At 74.3% G+C, this 18,686-nt stretch carries 16 protein-coding genes; 12 read left to right on the forward strand and 4 right to left on the reverse strand.

The window, feature by feature from the left end; genetic code table 11:
- Positions 1–99: 99 nt before the first annotated feature.
- From OHT61_RS09725 to OHT61_RS09745, 5 genes are read left to right on the forward strand one after another with little or no spacing between them, the layout of a single operon-like run.
- Positions 100–1,359, forward strand: a complete 1,260-nt coding sequence (locus OHT61_RS09725) for a prenyltransferase/squalene oxidase repeat-containing protein (RefSeq protein WP_329036894.1) — start codon at positions 100–102, stop codon at positions 1,357–1,359.
- Positions 1,356–2,045, forward strand: a complete 690-nt coding sequence (locus OHT61_RS09730; RefSeq protein ID WP_329036896.1) for an SCO2322 family protein — start codon at positions 1,356–1,358, stop codon at positions 2,043–2,045. Before OHT61_RS09725 ends, OHT61_RS09730 begins: the two co-directional genes overlap by 4 nt.
- The gene (locus tag OHT61_RS09735; protein WP_329036898.1) at positions 2,042–3,187 is read left to right on the forward strand and encodes an energy-coupling factor transporter transmembrane protein EcfT; all 1,146 of its coding nucleotides are present in this window, start codon (positions 2,042–2,044) and stop codon (positions 3,185–3,187) included. Before OHT61_RS09730 ends, OHT61_RS09735 begins: the two co-directional genes overlap by 4 nt.
- Positions 3,184–4,899, forward strand: coding sequence for an ABC transporter ATP-binding protein (locus OHT61_RS09740; RefSeq protein WP_329036899.1), 1,716 nt, complete (start codon positions 3,184–3,186; stop codon positions 4,897–4,899). The genes OHT61_RS09735 and OHT61_RS09740 overlap by 4 nt, the downstream gene beginning before the upstream one ends.
- Positions 4,896–5,750: an ECF transporter S component gene (locus tag OHT61_RS09745; protein ID WP_329036902.1), complete on the forward strand. Its 855-nt coding sequence runs from the start codon at positions 4,896–4,898 to the stop codon at positions 5,748–5,750. Before OHT61_RS09740 ends, OHT61_RS09745 begins: the two co-directional genes overlap by 4 nt.
- Before the next feature lie 38 nt (positions 5,751–5,788).
- Here the strand turns inward: OHT61_RS09745 and OHT61_RS09750 are convergent, their stop codons facing one another.
- Entirely contained in the window at positions 5,789–7,840 is a 2,052-nt protein-coding gene (locus OHT61_RS09750; RefSeq protein WP_329036904.1) for a bifunctional glycosyltransferase 87/phosphatase PAP2 family protein, read from the reverse strand.
- A gap of 284 nt (positions 7,841–8,124) precedes the next feature.
- Here OHT61_RS09750 and OHT61_RS09755 point away from each other — a divergent pair, with 284 nt between their 5' ends.
- A complete protein-coding gene (locus tag OHT61_RS09755; RefSeq protein WP_329036905.1) occupies positions 8,125–8,601 on the forward strand; it encodes a GNAT family N-acetyltransferase in 477 nt (158 codons plus the stop codon).
- An 81-nt stretch (positions 8,602–8,682) separates the two neighbouring features.
- On the opposite strand, the gene OHT61_RS09760 is transcribed toward OHT61_RS09755, so the two are convergent.
- A complete protein-coding gene (locus OHT61_RS09760; RefSeq protein WP_329036906.1) occupies positions 8,683–10,728 on the reverse strand; it encodes an MDR family MFS transporter in 2,046 nt (681 codons plus the stop codon).
- A gap of 138 nt (positions 10,729–10,866) precedes the next feature.
- Here OHT61_RS09760 and OHT61_RS09765 point away from each other — a divergent pair, with 138 nt between their 5' ends.
- From OHT61_RS09765 to OHT61_RS09790, 6 genes are all read left to right on the forward strand, one after another.
- Positions 10,867–11,835 (forward strand): peptidoglycan-binding domain-containing protein, encoded by a 969-nt coding sequence (locus OHT61_RS09765; RefSeq protein WP_329036909.1) that lies wholly within the window; start codon positions 10,867–10,869, stop codon positions 11,833–11,835.
- Between the two features lie 182 nt (positions 11,836–12,017).
- A complete protein-coding gene (locus tag OHT61_RS09770; protein WP_329036912.1) occupies positions 12,018–12,680 on the forward strand; it encodes an HAD-IA family hydrolase in 663 nt (220 codons plus the stop codon).
- 425 nt (positions 12,681–13,105) lie between these two features.
- On the forward strand, positions 13,106–13,765 hold the full coding sequence (locus OHT61_RS09775) for an HNH endonuclease family protein (RefSeq protein WP_329036914.1): 660 nt from the start codon (positions 13,106–13,108) through the stop codon (positions 13,763–13,765).
- A 91-nt stretch (positions 13,766–13,856) separates the two neighbouring features.
- Entirely contained in the window at positions 13,857–15,533 is a 1,677-nt protein-coding gene (locus OHT61_RS09780; RefSeq protein ID WP_329036915.1) for an alkaline phosphatase D family protein, read from the forward strand.
- Between the two features lie 111 nt (positions 15,534–15,644).
- Entirely contained in the window at positions 15,645–16,106 is a 462-nt protein-coding gene (locus tag OHT61_RS09785) for a DoxX family protein (RefSeq protein ID WP_329036917.1), read from the forward strand.
- Positions 16,107–16,348: 242 nt separating this feature from the next.
- Positions 16,349–17,008 carry a DedA family protein gene (locus OHT61_RS09790; protein WP_329036918.1) on the forward strand — a complete coding sequence of 220 codons (660 nt, stop codon included), beginning with the start codon at positions 16,349–16,351 and terminating at the stop codon, positions 17,006–17,008.
- 18 nt (positions 17,009–17,026) lie between these two features.
- On the opposite strand, the gene OHT61_RS09795 is transcribed toward OHT61_RS09790, so the two are convergent.
- On the reverse strand, positions 17,027–17,248 hold the full coding sequence (locus OHT61_RS09795) for a DUF2277 domain-containing protein (protein ID WP_329036919.1): 222 nt from the start codon (positions 17,246–17,248) through the stop codon (positions 17,027–17,029).
- Positions 17,249–17,322: 74 nt separating this feature from the next.
- Complete coding sequence (locus OHT61_RS09800) at positions 17,323–18,675, reverse strand: DUF1254 domain-containing protein (RefSeq protein WP_329043173.1); 1,353 nt, start codon at positions 18,673–18,675, stop codon at positions 17,323–17,325.
- Positions 18,676–18,686: the final 11 nt, after the last annotated feature.

Consider the following 18,686-nt stretch of genomic DNA (forward strand, 5'->3'; position numbering starts at 1 on the left):
CCCGTACAGGGGGAAGCCGGTGCGAATCCGGCGCCGGTCCTTCCCCGCGCGCCCGGTTCCGCCCGGCAGGGGAAACCCGTTCGAGAGGCCCAGCCCGTCATGTCCGTACGCCGCCGCGCGGCAGCGCTCGCGATCACCGCCGTGCTCTGTGGAGCGGCCGCCCCGGCGGCGCTCGCCGCGCCGAGTCCGACCCCCTCCCCCTCGGCGCCCGCCCTCCCGGCCGGCCTGTACGGGACCAAGGACCCGACGTACGACGGGGTGTGGCGCCAGTCGATGGCCTTCCTCGCCCAGCGCGTCGAGCTGGTGACCCCGGCCGTGAAGTCGGTGGACTGGCTCGTGGGCCAGCAGTGCGCGAGCGGGGCCTTCGCCTCGTACCGCGACGCCTCCGAGCCCTGCGACGCGAAGACCGTCGCGGACACCAACGCCACGGCGGCCGCGGTCCAGGCCCTGGTCGAGCTCGCCGCGCACCGCGACGTCGTGGACAACGGCGTCAGCTGGCTGAAGTCCGTGCAGAACGAGGACGGCGGCTGGGGCTACAACCCGGGCAGCCCGAGCGACGCCAACTCCACCGCCGTGGTGACGGGCGCCCTGGCCAGGGCGGGCGTGCCGCTGGCCGACCTCACCAAGGACGGCGGGAAGACCCCGTACACCGCGCTGCAGTCCTTCGCGCTGCCCTGCGGGGGCGAGGACGGCGGGGCGTTCGCCTACCAGCCCGACAAGAACGGCAAGCTCACGGCCAACGCGGACGCCACGGCGGCCGCGGTGATCGGCGCGATGGGCAAGGGCATGGCCGCGGGCAACTCCAACGCCGTGAAGGCGCCCGTCTGCACCGACGGCACCGGCCTGACGCCGGAGCAGTCCGCACAGAACGGCGCCCACTACCTCGCCGGCGCACTCGCCGTCTCCGGCCGTCTCGACCTGCCGCCGATGCCGGGCGCCGAGGACTCGGCCCCGCAGCCCGACTTCGGCAACACGGCGGACGCGGTCGTGGCGCTCGCGGCCTCCGGCCACAAGGACAAGGCCGCCAAGGCGGTCGCCTACCTGGAGAAGAACGCCCAGGGCTGGGCCCGCGAGGGCGGCCCCGCCGCCTCCGCCCAGCTGGTGCTGGCCGCCCACGCGACCGGGACCGACGCGCGGAACTTCGGCGGTGTCGACCTCGTGAAGCAGCTCAACGCGACGGGCCCGGCGCCGGCTGCCACCGCCGTGCCCTCCCCCACGGCCACCTCGCCCGAGAAGCCCGCGGACACGAGCAGCGACGACGAGGGCCTCGGCCTCTGGTGGATCATCGGCATCGGTCTCGCCTTCGGCGCGGGCATCGGCTTCCTGCTGAGCGGCCGCCGGAAGAACCAGCAGCTGTGAGGCGCCCGCTGGGTACGGCGGTGCTGCTCCTGCTGGTCGGCGCCGTGCTCGCCGTACTCGGCGCGGGCGGTGCCCAGGCCGCCGGCTACCGCTACTGGTCCTTCTGGGAAGGGGACGGCGGCACGGGCTGGACCTACGCCACCCAGGGCCCGTCGCTGGTCCGCCCGGACGACGGCGCCGTGCAGGGCTTCCGCTTCTCGGTGAGCGAGGACTCCCAGGACTCGGCCCGCCCCCGCCGCGCCCCGGACTTCGGGGCGGTCTGCGCGGACACCCCGGCGAAGGACGGCCGCAAGCGGGTCGCCGTGGTCATCGACCCGGGCACCCCCGCGGACGCTCCGGACGGCGAGCGGCCGCCCGCCCTGCGCGCCGCGTGTGCCCAGGTGGCACCGGACGCGAGCACCGCGGAGGCGCTGGCCTCCGTCGCCAGACCCCTGCGGTACGACAGCGCCGCGATGCTCTGTGCGATATCCGGCTATCCGCGGTCGGGCTGCGGTGAGCAGGTCGCGGACGGCGGCCGGGACGAGGTGACCGGTGCGGCCGAGCCGTCCGCCGCCGGTTCAGGTGACGGCGATGGTGACGGCGATGGTGACAACGGCGGCGGCGCGTCGGTGGGAGTGCTCACCGGCGTGGGCGCGGTGCTCGTGCTGGGTCTCGCCGCAGTGCTCAGGGCCCGCCGCCGCCGATGACCCGTTCCACCGGCCCCGCCCGGCTCCGCCATGCCCTGAGCGCCCCGGGCGCCACGCGCGGCAACGCGACACCGGCGGGGGCCTGGTGGCTGTGGGCACTGGGGCTGGCGACCGCCGCGTCCCGCACCTCCCATCCGCTGCTGCTGGGTCTGCTGGTGGGCGTGGCCGGCTATGTCGTGGCCGCGCGCCGCACGGACGCGCCGTGGGCCCGCTCCTACGGGGCGTTCATCCGGCTCGGGCTGTTCGTGGTCGCGGTGCGGCTGGTCTTCTCCGTCGTCCTCGGCTCCCCGGTGCCCGGCGCGCACCCGCTGTTCACGCTGCCCGAGGTGCCGCTGCCCGGCTGGGCGCAGGGGGTCAGGCTCGGCGGGCGCGTCACCGCCGAACAGCTGGTCTTCGCGCTGTACGACGGGGCGAAGCTGGCCACCCTGCTGATCTGCGTCGGCGCGGCGAACGCGCTGGCCAATCCGGCGCGGCTGCTGAAGTCGCTGCCGGGCGCCCTGTACGAGGTGGGGGTCGCCGTCGTCGTGGCCATGACCTTCGCGCCGAACATGGTCGCCGACGTGGCCCGCCTGCGGACGGCCCGCCGGCTGCGCGGCCGTCCCACCGGCGGCATCGGCGCGGTGCTCCAGATCGGCCTTCCGGTGCTGGAGGGCGCGCTGGAGCGGTCGGTGGCCGTGGCGGCATCGATGGACGCGCGGGGGTACGGGCGCACCGCCCGGGTCCCGCGCGCCGTGCGGCGTACCACCCATGTGCTCACCCTCGGCGGGCTGCTGGGGGTGTGCGCGGGCACCTACGGACTGCTGGCCGCCCAGGGCGCGGTGTACGGACTGCCGCTGCTGCTGGCCGGGCTGGCGGCGGCGATGGCCGGGCTCAGGCTCGGCGGGCGCCGCTCGGTCCGCACCCGCTACCGGCCCGACCGCTGGGACGTACGCGCCTGGCTCGTCGCGGGGTCGGGCGTCGCCGTGGCCGCCGCGATGATCTGGGCGGGCGCCGCGGACCCGGAAGCCCTGCACCCCGGTGTCGTACCGCTGACGGCTCCCGTACTGCCCCTGTGGCCCGCCGCCGCCGTCCTGACCGGGCTGCTGCCCGCCGTCGTGGCGCCGCTGCCCCCTTCCCTCCCGGACTCCAAGGAGAGCGCGTGATCCGGTTCGAGCAGGTCTCGGTGCGGTACGAGGGTGCCGCGCACCCCACCCTGTCCGGGGTCGACCTCACGGTGCCCGAGGGCGAACTCGTGCTCGTCGTCGGCCCGTCCGGGGTCGGGAAGTCGACCCTGCTGGGCGCGGTGTCCGGTCTCGTGCCGCATTTCACGGGCGGGGTGCTGTCCGGGCGGGTCACGGTCGGCGGCCGTGACACCCGCACCCACAAGCCGCGCGAACTCGCGGACCTCGTCGGCACGGTGGGCCAGGACCCGCTGGCCCACTTCGTCACCGACATCGTCGAGGACGAGCTGGCGTACGGCATGGAGTCGCTCGGCCTCCCCCCGGACGTCATGCGGCGGCGCGTCGAGGAGACGCTGGACCTGCTGGGCCTGGCCGACCTGCGCGACCGGCCGATCGCCACGCTCTCCGGGGGCCAGCGGCAGCGGGTCGCGATCGGCTCGGTCCTCACCCCGCACCCCCGCGTGCTGGTCCTCGACGAGCCGACGTCCGCACTCGACCCGGCGGCCGCCGAGGACGTCCTCGCGGTGCTCCAGCGGCTGGTGCACGACCTGGGCACGACGGTGCTGATGGCCGAACACCGGCTGGAGCGCGTCGTGCAGTACGCCGACCAGGTCCTCCTGCTGCCCTCGCCGGGTGCCGCCCCGCTGATGGGGCCTCCGGCGGAGGTCATGACCCTGTCGCCGGTCCGGCCGCCGGTCGTGGACCTGGGCCGGCTGGTGGGCTGGGACCCGCTGCCGCTGTCGGTGCGCGACGCGCGGCGCAGGGCGGCGGACCTGCGCGAGCGGCTGACCGGCGTCGAACCGCCGCCGCCCGCCGGGCCGGTGGCCTCCGCCGTCGCCCCGCTGCCCGCGCCCGTCCCCGCCCGCCCCGGGTTCCTGGACCGTCTGCTCGGCCGTCGCACGCCCGACGCCCCTGCGGGTCCCCCTCCCGGCGCTCCCGTCACCCGGACCGAGGGACTCGGGGTCCGGCGTGGACGGGTCCAGGCGCTGCGCGGGGTGACGCTCTCCTTCGCACCGGGCGAGACCGTGGCCCTGATGGGCCGCAACGGCGCGGGCAAGTCCACGCTGCTGACCACGCTCGTCGGGATGACCGAGCCCACGACGGGTTCGGTGCTGGTCGGCGGCGTGTCCCCGTCCCGTACGCCGCCCCGCGACATGGTGCGCCGGGTCGGGCTCGTGCCGCAGGAGCCACGCGACCTGCTGTACGCGGACACGGTCGCCGCCGAATGCGCGGCCGCGGACTCCGACGCGGGCGCGCCGGGCGGCACCTGCCGCGCCCTGGTCTCCGAGCTGCTGCCCGGTGTGCCGGACGACGTCCACCCCCGTGATCTGTCCGAGGGGCAGCGGCTGGCGCTGGCCCTCGCCCTGGTGCTGACCGCCCGGCCTCCGCTGCTCCTGCTGGACGAGCCGACGCGCGGCCTCGACTACGCGGCGAAGGCCCGGCTGGTCGGGGTGCTGCGCCGGCTGGCCGCCGGGGGCCACGCCATCGTGCTGGCCACCCACGACGTGGAACTGGCCGCCGACCTGGCGCACCGGGTGGTGATACTCGCCGACGGGGAGGTCGTCGCGGACGGCCCGACCCGGCAGGTCGTGGTCTCGTCCCCGGCGTTCGCCCCGCAGACCGCGAAGATCCTGGCGCCGCTGGCGTGGCTGACCGTGGCACAGGTGCGTGCCGCGCTGGACGGTCCGTCGTGAGCGCCCGGTCCCCGCGCGCGGTGCGGCTGGGTCCCCGGGCCGTCGCCGCGCTCGTGCTGGTGGGCGCGGTCGGTCTGGTCGCGTTCGGCTGGCCGCTGCTGGCCGGTGCGGATTCGGGCCTGGCCCACGCCGAGGACGCGCCGTGGCTGTTCGCCGCGCTCCTGGCGCTGCTGGTCGCCGTGGTCGTCGCGACGATCGCCGACTCCGGTCTGGACGCCAAGGCCGTCGCGATGCTGGGGGTGCTGGCCGCCGTGGGCGCGGCGCTGCGCCCGCTGGGCGCGGGGACGGCCGGCCTGGAGCCGATGTTCTTCCTGATGGTGCTGAGCGGGCGGGTGCTGGGGCCCGGATTCGGCTTCGTGCTGGGTTCGGTGACGATGTTCGCCTCGGCGCTGCTGACCGGCGGGGTCGGGCCGTGGATGCCGTTCCAGATGCTGTCGATGGGCTGGTTCACGATGGGCGCGGGGATGCTGCCCGGCCACGGACGCCTGCGCGGCCGGGGCGAACTGCTGATGCTCGCGGTGTACGGCTTCGTGGCGGCCTTCGCGTACGGCACGGTGATGAACCTGTACGGCTGGACGATCGTGCCGGGCCTCGGATCCGGCATCTCCTTCGTCGCGGGCGACCCGCTGCACGAGAACCTGGTCCGCTTCCTGGCGTACTGCACCGCGACGTCGCTCGGCTGGGACCTGGGCCGGGCCGTGCTCACGGCGGCCCTGACCCTCGCCGTCGGCCCCGCTCTCCTGCGGGCTCTGCGCCGGGCGACACGCCGCGCGGCCTTCGACGCGCGGCCCGCCTTCGAACGGCCGCCGGCCGAGGCGCAGGCGCAGGACGTGCGGGAGGCCGGGGGCTGAGACGAGCCGCCCCGGCCCCCCGCCCGCGAACAGGGTGGCTACACCGGGCTGCCGGCGGTCCCGGCGCGTTCGGGGACCGGTGGTCCGGCGGCCTCCGCGGGCTCAGGGCCCGGGGACTCGTCCGCCGCGGCGCCGGACCGCAGCCGCCGCGGCCCGCACAGGACGTACGTCAGGCCGAATCCGGCGGCCACCACGGCGCCGCCGCCGACCGCGTCCAGCACCCAGTGGTTGCCGGTGGCCACGATCGTGGAGACCGTGAACAGCGGGTGCAGCATGCCCAGGACCTTCATCCACACCTTGGGGGCGAGGAGGAGGATCACGACACCGCACCAGAGCGACCAGCCGAAGTGCAGGGACGGCATGGCCGCGTACTGGTTGGTCACCGCGGTCAGCGCCCCGAAGTCGGGGCTGTCCAGGTTCTGCACCCCGTGGACCGTGTCGATGAAGCCGAGTCCCGGCATCAGGCGCGGCGGGGCCAGCGGGTAGAACCAGAACCCGGCCAGGGCGAGGACCGTCGCGAAGCCGATGGAGCTGCGGACCCAGCGGTAGTCCGAGGGCCGCCGCACGTACAGCACCCCGAGGATCGTGAGCGGCACGATGAAGTGGAAGGTCGAGTAGTAGTAGTCGAAGAAGTCGCGCAGCCACGGGACGCCGACGACCGTGTGGTTGGCCCAGTGCTCGATGTCGATGTGCAGCCACCGCTCGGCGGCGTGGATCTGCCGCCCGTGCTCCTCCGCGGTGGGCCGTCCGGCCGTGGCGGCCAGCCTCACCTTCGCGTACGCCGAGTAGACGACCCTGATGAGCAGGAGTTCCAGCAGCAGGTTGGGGCGGCTGAGCACACGGCGCCAGAACGGGAACAGGGGTACCCACGCGAAGCGCGGCTCCACCGGCCGGGCGTGGTCCGTGGGGACCGGGCGCGCCCAGTGCGGGGAGGTCCGGGACAGGAACGGCGCCACGCAGGCCGCGCCGAGCGCCGCGACCAGCAGCACGTTGTCGCGTACGGGCAGCAGCACGCCGACGTTCGGCAGCAGCATCTTCCCGGGCAGGGTGAGCACGAGCACCACCACGGCCGGCCAGACGAGCCGGTCGGAGGCCCGTGTGCCGACCCGGCCCACGACGGCGAGCAGCACCCAGAGCAGCTGGTGCTGCCAGGCGGTCGGCGACACGGCGACGGCGACGCAGCCCGTGACGGCGACGGCCAGGAGCAGCTGCCCGTCCCGGGCGTAACGCACGGCGCGGCGCAGGCCCACGATGACCACGGCGGCGGCCAGGACGAGGAACAGGGCGGTCTCCAGCGGCCCCTGGAGACCGAAGCGGAGCAGAGCGCCGTGCAGGGACTGGTTGGCCAGGCTGTCGGGCCGCTCGCCCAGCCCGGCACCCGCGAGATGGTGCACCCAGTACGTCCACGAGTCCTGCGGCATCACCGCCCAGGCCAGCGCCGTACAGGCGGCGAAGGTGGCGCCCCCGGTGGCAGCGGCCCTGCGTCTCCCGGTCAGCCAGAACAGCGCGGCGAAGAGCAGGACGGCGGGCTGGAAGGCCGCCGCGATGCCGGTCAGCACTCCCGGGAGCCGCTCGCCCCGTGCGACGAAGCAGGCGAGGAGCACCAGCAGGACGGGCAGGATGCTGGTCTGACCGAGGAACAGGGTGTTGCGGACGGGCAGCGACACCATGAGCAGCGCGATCGCGAAGGGGGCTGCCAGGAACGCGGTGCGCCGGCTCACCGGGGCGGGCAGCGCGCGGACGGCGACGAATCCCAGCGCCACGACGAGCAGCAGCGACCCGAAGGTCCAGACGACCCCGAGGGCGTCCTCGGCGGAGGCCGTGAGCGGCTTCAGGACCAGCCCGGCGAACGGCGTCCCGGTGAACCGGCCCGGGTCGTAGAGGGAGCCTGCCATGTGCAGGACCCCGCTCGCCCCGGTCCAGGTCTCGAAGTCGGTGAGGCGCTCGCCGGGCGGCCTGCGCAGCACCACGGCGACCTGCCGGACCGCCAGGACGGCGACCAGTACCCAGAGGACGGCCCGGGCCGCCGCGGCCCTCGTCCCGGGATCCGCGGCCGCGTCCCCCCGCACACTGTGTTCAGCATTCGTCACGCTGCGCCGATCCTCCCAGTTCGTGCACTGTCCCCTCGGCCCGGGTATGTGCGGATGAAGCCTTGCATTGCCCTATGAGGTAGACACAATCAACCCCCTCTTCGCCTGAGTGTCACTACGCATAGGGCGAAAGAATGCGGGGAGACTGCCCGCCGGACCCGGGAGCGTCGGCCGGTCAGCACCTCTGTGCGCAGGGTGACGCCGCCGCGCCGGCGTCCTCGGCGCCGGCGCGGACCGGCGTAAAACGGGTCGTCATCCCGTCGCGCCACGCCGAGAATGACCCGATGACCTGGACCGTGGCCCCCGAACACTTCGCCCGTCCCGACGCGCTCCAGCTGCGCCGGGACTACTACGACGAGGTGGCGAGCCGCTACTGGGGCCGCCCGGCCACCCGCGCCGAGATCGACGAGGGCATGACGGACGACGGCGTGGAGCTGCTCGCCCCGCCCACCGGGGAGTTCCTGGTCGGACGGTACGACGACCGGCCGGCGAGCTGCGCGGGCCTGCGCCGGGCCGGCGAGGGCGTGGCGGAGCTGACCCGGGTGTACGTGCGCCCCGGGTTCCGCTCCACGGGCGGCGGCGGGCTGCTGCTCGCGGGCATCGAGAGCGCGGCGCGGGCGCTGGGGGTGCGGCGGATCAGGCTCGACACGCGCACCGACCTGGTCGAGGCCCGCGGACTGTACGCGAAACACGGGTACCGCGAGGTCCCGGCGTTCAACCAGGGGCCGTACGCGGAACACTGGTTCGCCAAGGACCTGTGAGGGCCCGGGCCGCACAGCCCGACGGGCTCGCGGGTGCGTCCGGGCGGCCTCCCGGCCCCGGGCTCCCGCAGGGGCGTGCGGTCAGCCGGCCCAGTGGTCGCGGCGCGGCTCGGGCATGTGCGGCCGTTCCCTGCTCGACCCGCTCACCTCGGCCGTCAGCTCCGTCACCAGGCGGACCAGGTCGGTGGGCCGGTCGGGGCCCCACCAGTCGCCCAGCAGTTCGGCCAGTGACTCCTCGCGGGCGTGCGACAGCCGTACCACCGCCTCGGCGCCCGGCTCGGTGAGGACCAGTTGCATGCCTTCCCGCCGGGCCAGCCCCCGCTCCTCGATCTGCCGGGCGGCGGAGGTGATGACCCGGAGCGGCACGGGGGCGACGTCCGCGAGCAGGGACGGTTCGACGGTGCCGTGCCGTTTGATGCGGAGCAGGAGCCAGCTCGCGGCGGGCTGCAGGTCGTAGCCCGCTCTGGCGGTGATCTTCTCGTAGATCTCCCGGCGTCCCTCACGGCTGGCGAGCACCGACAGCGCACGGGCGCACTCGTCGTAGGAGGACCGCTCCACCGGGTTCGTGGCCAGGGTCTCGCTCGCGTCGGGTGCGGTGACCGAGCCGCGCAGCGGTTCCTCCTTGAGGAACCAGGCGAGGACGAACGCGACCAGGACGATGGGAGCGGCGTAGAGGAAGACGTCGGTGATCGAGGTCGAGTACGCGCCGAGGACGGACCGGCGCAGGTCCTCGGGGAGCCGGCCGATGGCCCGCGGGTCGGCGGAGAGCGACCCGACGTCGACACCGGCCGGCAGGTCGCGGCCGGTGAGGGCCTTCTCCAGCTGGCCCGTCAGCCCGCTGGCGAAGATGGTGCCGAAGATGGCCACGCCGAACGATCCGCCGATCGACCGGAAGAACGTCACCCCGGACGTGGCGACGCCGAGGTCCTCGTACGTGACGGCGTTCTGCACGACCAGCACCAGCACCTGGATGACCATCCCGAGCCCTGCCCCGAAGACGAAGAAGCACAGGCTCGTCGCCCAGGTGGAGCTGGTCTCGGACAGCCGGCCGAGCAGCAGCAGGCCGACCGCGGCGACCGCGGTCCCGGCGATCGGGAACACCTTCCAGCGCCCCGTACGGCTGACGATCTGGCCGGAGGCCGTCGAGGTCACCAGCAGGCCGAGGACCATCGGCAGCAGGTGGACACCGGACAGGGTCGGGCTGATGCCGTGCACGATCTGGAGGAACGTCGGCAGGTAGGCGAGCGCGCCGAACATGGCGAAACCGACGACCAGGCTGATCGCGGAGACGAGCGTGAAGGTCCTGATCCGGAACAGCTTGAGCGGCAGGACGGGTTCGGCCGCCCGGCGCTCCACCGCGACGAACGCGCCGATCAGCACCACGGAGAGGACCGCGAGGCCGACGATCTGGCCGGAGCCCCAGGCCCACGTGGTTCCGCCGAGTGAGGCGACGAGGACCAGTGAGGTGGCGGCCGAGGCGATCAGCAGCGTGCCCAGGTAGTCGATGGTGTGCTTGGTGCGCCGGACGGGGATGTGCAGGCTCACCGCGATGACCATGAGCGCGACCACACCGATCGGCAGGTTGATGTAGAAGACCCAGCGCCAGCTGAGGTGCTCGGTGAAGAAGCCGCCGAGGAGGGGTCCCAGCACGCTGGTCACGCCGAACACCGCACCGAAGAGACCCTGGTACTTGCCCCGTTCGCGCGGTGCGACGATGTCGCCGACGATCGCCGTCGACAGCACGATCAGCCCTCCGCCGCCGAGCCCTTGCAGGGCGCGGAAGCCGATCAGCTGCGGAAGGTTCCCGGCCACCCCGCAGAGGGCGGAACCGATGAGGAAGATGACGATGGCCGCGAGGAAGAGCTTCTTGCGTCCGTACTGGTCGCCGAGCTTGCCCCAGAGCGGCGTCGCGGCGGTGGCCGCCAGGATGTACGCGGTGACGACCCAGGAGAGGTGCTCCAGGCCGCCCAGCTCGCTGACGATCGTCGGCAGGGCGGTGGAGACGATGGTCTGATCGAGTGCGGCGAGCAGCAGACCCAGCAGCAGGGCGCCGATGGACACCAGTACATTCCGCCGCGACCGCCCCTCACCCGGTGCGAGGGGCGGCGGGTTCAGCTGCTGGGCCATGGACGTCTCCTCGGGTCCGGTTCACCCCATCCTGGCCGCAACATGCCGTTACGGCCTGCCGAGCAGCGGTACGGCCGTTGGGCTTCTCCGCGGCGACCTGCATAATCGCAGGCAGTTCAAAGGGGAGGGGAACCCACGATGACCGGACATATGTGCCCGGAGTGCGGCGGCGAGCGGGAAGCGAGACCCGGCGCCGGGTGCGTCTGCGGTGACCGCGCCGCGTCCGGGGAGGCCCGGCGGGCCGCCCGATCGGCGGAGACGGCGGCGGCCGAGGACTTCGACCCGTTGCGGATCCGCCCGTACGTGACGCTGCACAGCGACGACGCGCACACCCACGACGACGCGGACACGGCGGCGTTGCCGGTGCTCCCGGAGGAGGCGCCCGCCCCGGCCCCGCATCCGGTGCCCGGCCCGCTGCCCGATGCCGTGGCCGCGGACGGGAGCCGCCGGCGCAGCGCGGCCGCCTATGCGGGCGACGGCCCCGATCCCGTGCAGCCCCGCCGGCGGAGGCCGTTCGCCGTGGTCGCGGTCGGTGCCGCCGTCGCGGCCGTGGTGGGTACGGCCGCCTTCGCGGGCGGCCTGTTCGACGACCGCGGCGGTGACGACGCGGCCCTGCCCGAGGTCACGGCGGAGGTCCAGGACGCATCGGAGGCACCGGCGGTGTCCGTGTCGGAGTCTCCGTCGGCCTCACCCTCGGCCACGGCGTCCCGCTCCGCGTCCGCGTCCGCGTCGCCCTCGGCGTCCCCCACCCCGTCACAGAGCCCGTCCGCGTCCCGGTCCGCCGCCGCGCCGACGACGGCCCCGCCCCCCTCGGCGTCCGCGACATCGGCGCCCCCCACGCTCGCGGCACCGCCGCCGGCCCAGGCACCGGACGGCACGCTGCGGCCCGGCGACACCGGCGCGGAGGTCGGGGAGCTCCAGCGCCGCCTCCAGGAGATCTGGGTCTACCGGGGACCGGACGACGGCAGGTACTCGGACCGGGTGGAGCAGGCGGTCGCGGAGTTCCAGCGATGGATGTCGGTCCGGAACGACCCCTCGGGGGTCTACGGACCGGAGACCCGCCAGGCGCTGGAGTCGCGGACGACGGGCCAGGGGCGCCACTCCTGACGGAGGGGGTGCGGGGCGCCGTCGCGCGAGGTTCGAGGGCCGGGATTGGCGTTTCGGGCGCGGTTTTTGTATCGTGGTGGAACAAAGTAGCCTCCGCCCGTTCTCCCTGACCGGCGGGCGGGGCTGCTTGTCTCTCTTCACCCGCAGCAGTGAGCTGTCCCCCCGCGCTCTGGAGCACGCCGATGCCCGCCACCGTCCTCGAAGCCCGTGCCCTCCTGCTGGACATGGACGGCACCCTCGTGAACTCCGACGCGGTGGTGGAGCGCTGCTGGCGGCGCTGGGCGCTCGCGCAGGGGCTCGACCCCGTCGCGGCCCTCAAGGTGGTGCACGGCCGCCAGGGCTACGCCACGATGGCCGCCCTGCTGCCGGACCGGCCGATGGAGCAGAACTACGCCGAGAACCGGATCATGCTCGCCGAGGAGACCGCCGACACCGAGGGCGTGGTGCCCGTCGCCGGAGCCCCGGCCTTCATGGCGTCCATCGCCTCCCTGCCGCACGCGCTGGTGACGTCGGCCGACGAGGCACTCGCTCAGGCCAGGATGACGGCCGCCGCCCTGCCGATGCCGGCGACCCGGGTCACCGCGGAGCTGGTCGGTGCGAGCAAGCCGGACCCCGAGGGCTTCCTGAAGGGCGCGGCCGAGCTGGGCTTCGCCCCGGCGGACTGCGTCGTCTTCGAGGACTCCGAGGCAGGCATCACCGCGGGCCGGGCGGCCGGCATGCGCGTCGTGGGCATCGGCCCCCGCGCGGCGGCCCTCTCCCCCGACGCCCACGTGGACGACCTGACGCGGCTGCGGGTCGAAGCGGGCGCGGACGGGACGATCCTGCTGCACTTCGACGCCCGCTGACCCCGGGCGGCCACGCCCGCACGACGGTCGCGGCTCCCGCACCGGTCACCGATCGCCGGTGACCGCCCCCGACGGGGCGGTCACCGGCGATTCGGCGTTCCCCCGTACGCACCGCGACGGCGAACACCAGTGCCGGGAAACCCCGCGAGGACTCCGGGAGTGAACCACCCGGCCGGTGAGCATCAATACGCCGGCGGGCCGCGCCGCGGCTCGCATCCGCGCCGCCGATCCGCCCATCCGTCAGTCCTTTTGTCCGAACAGACTTCGGACGGGACGTCAGAACGATCGTCCTGCCTCTTGATGTGACGTGCGCATGTCGCCACTCTGTTACCTGGCGACCACCCCACCGAAACCCGGCGCCGCCACGATGGCCTGGCTCCACAGGTCGCCGCCCGCCAAGGTTCCCCCACATCAAGGGAGTTCGCATGTCCGGTATCTACGCGCGTCGCAGCCACGGTCGCCGCATAGCCGTCGTCGTCGCCTCGGCCGCGCTCGCCGCCTCGTCCGGGCTCCTCACCGCCCCGGCCGCCCAGGCCGCGATGCCCACCCCGGTCAGCGCCTCGACCGCCCGCACCTACCTGGGCCAGCTCACGGTCTCCGCCGAGGGCTCCTCCTCCGGCTACAGCCGCGACAAGTTCCCGCACTGGATCACCCAGTCCGGCGCCTGCGACACCCGCGAAGTCGTCCTCAAGCGCGACGGCACCGGCGTCGTCCAGAGCTCCACCTGCGCCGCGACGAGCGGCAGTTGGTACTCGGAGTACGACGGGGCCACCTGGACCGCCGCCTCCGACCTGGACATCGACCACATGGTCCCGCTCGCCGAGGCCTGGCGGTCCGGGGCCAGCGGCTGGACCACCGCCCAGCGCCAGTCCTTCGCCAACGACCTGACCCGCCCTCAGCTCATCGCCGTCACCGACAACGTCAACCAGTCCAAGAGCGACCAGGACCCCGGTGAGTGGCTCCCGTCGCGCACGGCGTACCGCTGCACCTACGCCCGCGCCTGGGTGCACGTGAAGCACTACTACGGCCTGAGCGTCGACTCCACCGAGAAGAGCGCCCTGCAGTCCGTGCTGAACGGCTGCTGACCCGCCCCGCCCGGGGCGGAAGGGTCCCGCCCTCCTCCGTCGTTCCGTACCCTTCGGAGCCATCGGTCACGGCGACGCGAGGAGGGCACACATGAGCGGGCTGCGCCTGGGACCACTGCTGCGGTACGTCGACTGGGAGACGGGCTCACGGGCGACGGTCTGGGTGGAGACGACCAGGCCCTGCACGGCGGAGGTCCGCTGCGCGGACGGGGCGGCGGGCACCTCGCCCACGTTCGCCGTACAGGGGCACCACTACGCCCTGGTCGTCGTGGACGGTCTGACCCCCGGCTCGACGACGGCCTACGAGGTGCTGCTCGACGGGCGCCGGGCGTGGCCGCCCGAGGACTCCCGCTTCCCGCCGAGCACCATCAGCACTCCCGCCGTGCCCCGGCCCGAGGACGCGGGTCCGGTGCGGGTCGCCTTCGGCTCCTGCCGCTGGGCCGCCCCTCCCGCCGACGGCCACGACCCGGTCGGCCCCGACGCGCTGGACACGCTGGCCGTCCGCCTCGCGGCCGACCCCGGGGCGACCCGCCCCGACGTCCTCCTGCTGCTCGGCGACCAGGTGTACGCCGACGAGACGTCGAAGGCCATCCAGCGGCGCATCGCCGCCCGCCGCGATCTGGCCGAGGCACCGGGCGCGGAGGTCGCGGACTACGAGGAGTACACCCACCTCTACGACGAGTCCTGGCGCGACCCGGACGTGCGGTGGCTGCTGTCCACCGTCCCCAGCTGCATGATCTTCGACGACCACGACGTCGTGGACGACTGGAACACCAGCGCCGCCTGGGTCCGCGACATGCGCGCCACACCGTGGTGGCACGAGCGGATCGTCAGCGGCCTCATGTCGTACTGGGTCTACCAGCACATCGGCAACCTCTCCCCCGAGGCCCTGGAGGCCGACCCGGTCTACGCGGCCGTGCGCGCGGTTCCCGACGGCACCGAGACCCTGCGCGAGCACGCGGCGGCCTCCGACGCCGAGCCCGCCCGGACCCGGTGGAGCTACCGGCGCGTCTTCGGCCGCGTGCGACTGGTCATGGTGGACACGCGGGCGGCCCGGGTCCTCGACGAGCAGGACCGGGCGATGCTGCGCGACGAGGAGGCCCGCTGGCTGCGCGCGGAGATGCTCGACCGCCCGGACTCCTACGACCACCTCCTGATCGGCACCTCGCTGCCGTGGCTGCTGCCGCACCTGATCCACGACGCGGAGACCTGGAACGCGGCGCTGTGCCGGGGCGAGCGGGGCGGCCGCTGGGCGCGTCTTGGGGAGAAGGTCCGCCGCGCCTGCGACCTGGAGCACTGGGCGGCCTTCCCGGAGTCCTTCCGCCGGCTGTCGGAGCTGCTGCGGGAGGCGGGGACGGGTCCCGCCGCTCCCGCGACGGTCTGCGTGCTCTCGGGCGATGTGCACCACGCGTACATCGCGGAGCCCAGGTGGCCCGCCTCCACCCCGGGCGGCAGTCCCTCCGCACGCGTCCTCCAGCTGACCTGCTCCCCCGTCCACAACTCCGTCCCGGCGTCGATCCGCCTCGGATTCCGCTTCGGCTGGAGCCGGGCGGGCCGGTGGCTCGGGCGGGTGCTCGCGGCCCACGGGCGCACGGGAGGCCCGCCGATGCCGTGGCGCAGGACGGGCGGCCCCTGGTTCGGCAATCAGCTGATGACCCTTAGTCTGCGTGGCCGGAAAGCGACTCTGACATTGGTGCAGGCCACCTCCGGTCCCGCCGGAGCCCAGCTGGAGACCACCTTGGAGCGCTCTCTCACCCCGGAAGAGTGACGGCTACTTTCAGCCAAACGACCGAATGTTGAACTTGTAAGCACTAATGAGGCATTCCTAACCTGATGGGCCCCACTCGGTTCACGTCCCCAACCGAAGGAGCTCGTCACCATGTCCGTACGCCTGAACCAGGCCCAGCCCTACGCACTCGGTCTCTTCCGCGCAGTCGTCGGATTCCTCTTCGCCTGCCACGGGGCAGCGGCCCTGTTCGGGATACTCGGCGGTGCCATGGGCGGCGGCACCGTCCCGGCCGGCGCCTGGCCGGGCTGGTACGCCGCCGTCATACAGCTCGTCGGCGGCACCCTGGTCGCCCTCGGCCTCGGCACCCGTGGCGCCGCGCTCGTCGCCTCCGGGTCGATGGCGTACGCCTACTTCAAGGTCCACCAGCCCGAGTCGCTGTTCCCCCTGCAGAACGGCGGCGAGGCCTCGGCGGTCTTCTGCTGGGCGTTCCTGCTGATCGTCTTCACCGGCCCCGGCGCCCTCGCCCTGGACCGGCTGTTCTCCTCCCGGGCGGCCGACGCCGTCCGGCTCGCCGGATCCCGGGCCGAGAAGACCCGGCCCGTCTCCGTCTGAGCTCCCGCGCCGTGTGTGCTCCGGCCCCTCCCCCGCGAGGGGCCGGAGCACACACGGCGCGGACGGCCCGAGCGCCGCACACCGCCACCCGCCGGGAGCCACGTGACCTGCACAACATCATCCGCACATCGGCGATTGCCTGGCGAAGCACAGGCGTACGCTGTACAGCTGAGCCTGCCGCTCCTGCCGCTCCCCTGCGACGCCGCGGTGTTGACGCGAAGAACCGGGAACGGGGAGTAGAAGTGCTGGAGAGTGTGGGCGCGCTGACAGGCAGCCCATGGATCTACGTGGTGGTCGCCCTCTCGGTGCTCCTGGACGTCTTCCTGCCCGTCCTGCCGAGCGGTGTGCTCGTGATCAGCGCGGCCACGGCGGCCGCGGCGAGCACGACGACGGTCACCGCGGCCGCCGGGGAAGCCACCCGGCACGTGCCGTCGCTCCTCGTCCTGACCCTCTGCGCGGCCGCCGCCTCGGTCCTCGGCGACCTCGTCGCCTACCGGCTGGCCTGGCGCGGCGGGGACCGCCTCGAACGTGCCATCGCCCGCTCCCGCCGCCTCACCTCCGCGCAGGAGCGCCTCGGCACGGCCCTGAGCCGCGGCGGTGGCGCCCTCGTCGTCATCGCACGCTTCGCGCCGGCCGGGCGCTCGGTCGTCTCGCTGGGCGCGGGCGCGGCGCACCGCAGGGTGAAGGAGTTCCTGCCGTGGTCGGCCGTGGCGGGTGTCGCCTGGGCGGTCTACAGCGTGGGCCTCGGCTACTTCGGGGGCCAGTGGCTGGGCGCGGGCTGGCTCGGCACGGCCGTCTCCGTCCTCGCCCTGTTCGTCGCGGGCGCCCTCGCGGCCGTCGTCATCCGTCGCCCCCGGGACGCGGCGGCCCTCACCTCGGCGGGAGCCGCGGCCGGGACCTGAGACGGCGGGCGCCCACGGTCAGACCCGCGCGGCGCCCCTCACCTCCAGGCCGTCCAGCAGCCGCCGGGTGGCCTCGGCGATCTCCTCGACGGCACGGTCGAAGACCTCCTGGTTGTGCGCTGCGGGAGCGCGGAAGCCCGACACCTTGCGCACGTACTGCAGGGCGGCGGCTCTCATCTCCTCCTCGGTGGCCTCTTCGGGGAGGGCGGGCGGTCGGAGCGTCTTGATACTGCGGCACATGACTCCAGTGTGCGGCGTGCCACTGACAACGCGCCCCTCGGCGCACACGCGACGGGCCGCCGACGGGCCGGGCGCTACCCCTCGGGGCCTTCCCGCAGCCGCTCGACCGGCGGGATCACGTAACTCCCGTCGAGGACGCCGCGCTCGGGAAGGTACAGGCGCGTCACCGGACGGAAGGCCCCGGCCGGCACGGGAAGCCAGTTCGCCGCCCGGTCCGCCTCCGCCGGCCGCCGCGCGGACAGGTACAGGGTCAGCGAGCCGTCCTCGGCGTACACCAGGCCGGGGGTCCGGCTCCCGACGACGTAGCGCTCCTCGGGATTCGGGGCCAGGCCGCCGCCGGGACCGTACACGGTCACCGACCAGAAGGCCCGGACGGGCGGCGGCTCCGCGAAGCGGAGGGTGTAGCCGTGCGCCCCGTCGAACGGCCGTCCCCGGGAGTCGTGCGGTGTGTGGGCGTCGACGGCCTCGTAACCGTGGGACGGCTGTCCGGGCCATCGCGCCGCCACCGCCCGGAGCAGGTACGAGGCCTGCCGGTCGGGCACCTGCCACTCGGGCGGGCCGAGCGTGCCGACGCCGAAGTGGTCCAGGTTGTAGTCGCGCAGGTGCGGCTCCGTGTGCCAGGAGCCCTGCGGGCCGCCCGCCTCCGCCGACCGCAGTGCCTCCTCCACCCGCGACCGGCCGAGCGCGAGTCCCCGTGTCAGCGCGCGCACGAGCCCGGGCGGGGCCGAGACGTACGGGGAGACGCCCTCCTCCAGGAGGCCGAGCGGCTGGAAGCGGTCCTGGTGGGCGCGATCGGCCGCGGCGGGCGGGAAGTCCGCCATCCACACCCTGAGCTCCTCGAAGAAGCGCAGTTCCTCGGGCACCCCGGTCTCGGCCGACGGGAGCCCGGTCCGGTGGGCGCGGTCCCCCAGGTGCGTGAGGGTGAGCTCCTGCTGGAGCGACCGGATCCGCGCCATGTCGTGCGGGCCGTCGCAGGCGAGCCCGCCGACGAGGGACACGACGGAGGTGGGTGCGTCGATCACCCCGGACAGCCCCTCGGGCACGGTGCCGGCCCATCCGGGCGGAACGACCAGCCAGTCCCCCTCCTCCGTACCCGTGGCCCGGGTGCCCAGGTAGGCGAAGACGTTGCTCCAGGCGTCCACGAACCGCAGGACGAAGTAGGCGCCCGGGGTGTCCGGCACGTGGAGCCGTACCGGCCCCCCGGACAGATCGAGCTGTGCGAGCGCGTCGACGAGGTCGGCGGGCGCGTAGGGCGCGTGGGCACCGGGTACGGCCGGCCCGTCCGCGTGGGCGAAGGCGTTGAAGGGCGTGGGCCCGGCCGCCCCGCGGCCCCCCTGGAGGCAGGCCCGGATCCTCCACAGCCGGTGGACCAGCGGCGCCCCGTAGACATACGCGTCCGCGGCCAGGGCCGTCCTGCCCTCCGTCATCGCGTACGTCT

The organism is Streptomyces sp. NBC_00178 (genome assembly GCF_036206005.1).
GTDB lineage: Bacteria > Actinomycetota > Actinomycetes > Streptomycetales > Streptomycetaceae > Streptomyces.

Coding starts and splice junctions, on each gene's coding strand:
- OHT61_RS09785 (WP_329036917.1), top strand. CDS start 15,645: ATGTCCGTACGCCTGAACCAGGCCCAGCCCTACGCACTCGGTCTCTTC.
- OHT61_RS09755 (WP_329036905.1), top strand. CDS start 8,125: ATGACCTGGACCGTGGCCCCCGAACACTTCGCCCGTCCCGACGCGCTC.
- OHT61_RS09780 (WP_329036915.1), top strand. CDS start 13,857: ATGAGCGGGCTGCGCCTGGGACCACTGCTGCGGTACGTCGACTGGGAG.
- OHT61_RS09765 (WP_329036909.1), top strand. CDS start 10,867: ATGACCGGACATATGTGCCCGGAGTGCGGCGGCGAGCGGGAAGCGAGA.
- OHT61_RS09775 (WP_329036914.1), top strand. CDS start 13,106: ATGTCCGGTATCTACGCGCGTCGCAGCCACGGTCGCCGCATAGCCGTC.
- OHT61_RS09725 (WP_329036894.1), top strand. CDS start 100: ATGTCCGTACGCCGCCGCGCGGCAGCGCTCGCGATCACCGCCGTGCTC.
- OHT61_RS09735 (WP_329036898.1), top strand. CDS start 2,042: ATGACCCGTTCCACCGGCCCCGCCCGGCTCCGCCATGCCCTGAGCGCC.
- OHT61_RS09760 (WP_329036906.1), bottom strand. CDS start 10,728: ATGGCCCAGCAGCTGAACCCGCCGCCCCTCGCACCGGGTGAGGGGCGG.
- OHT61_RS09770 (WP_329036912.1), top strand. CDS start 12,018: ATGCCCGCCACCGTCCTCGAAGCCCGTGCCCTCCTGCTGGACATGGAC.
- OHT61_RS09800 (WP_329043173.1), bottom strand. CDS start 18,675: ATGACGGAGGGCAGGACGGCCCTGGCCGCGGACGCGTATGTCTACGGG.
- OHT61_RS09795 (WP_329036919.1), bottom strand. CDS start 17,248: ATGTGCCGCAGTATCAAGACGCTCCGACCGCCCGCCCTCCCCGAAGAG.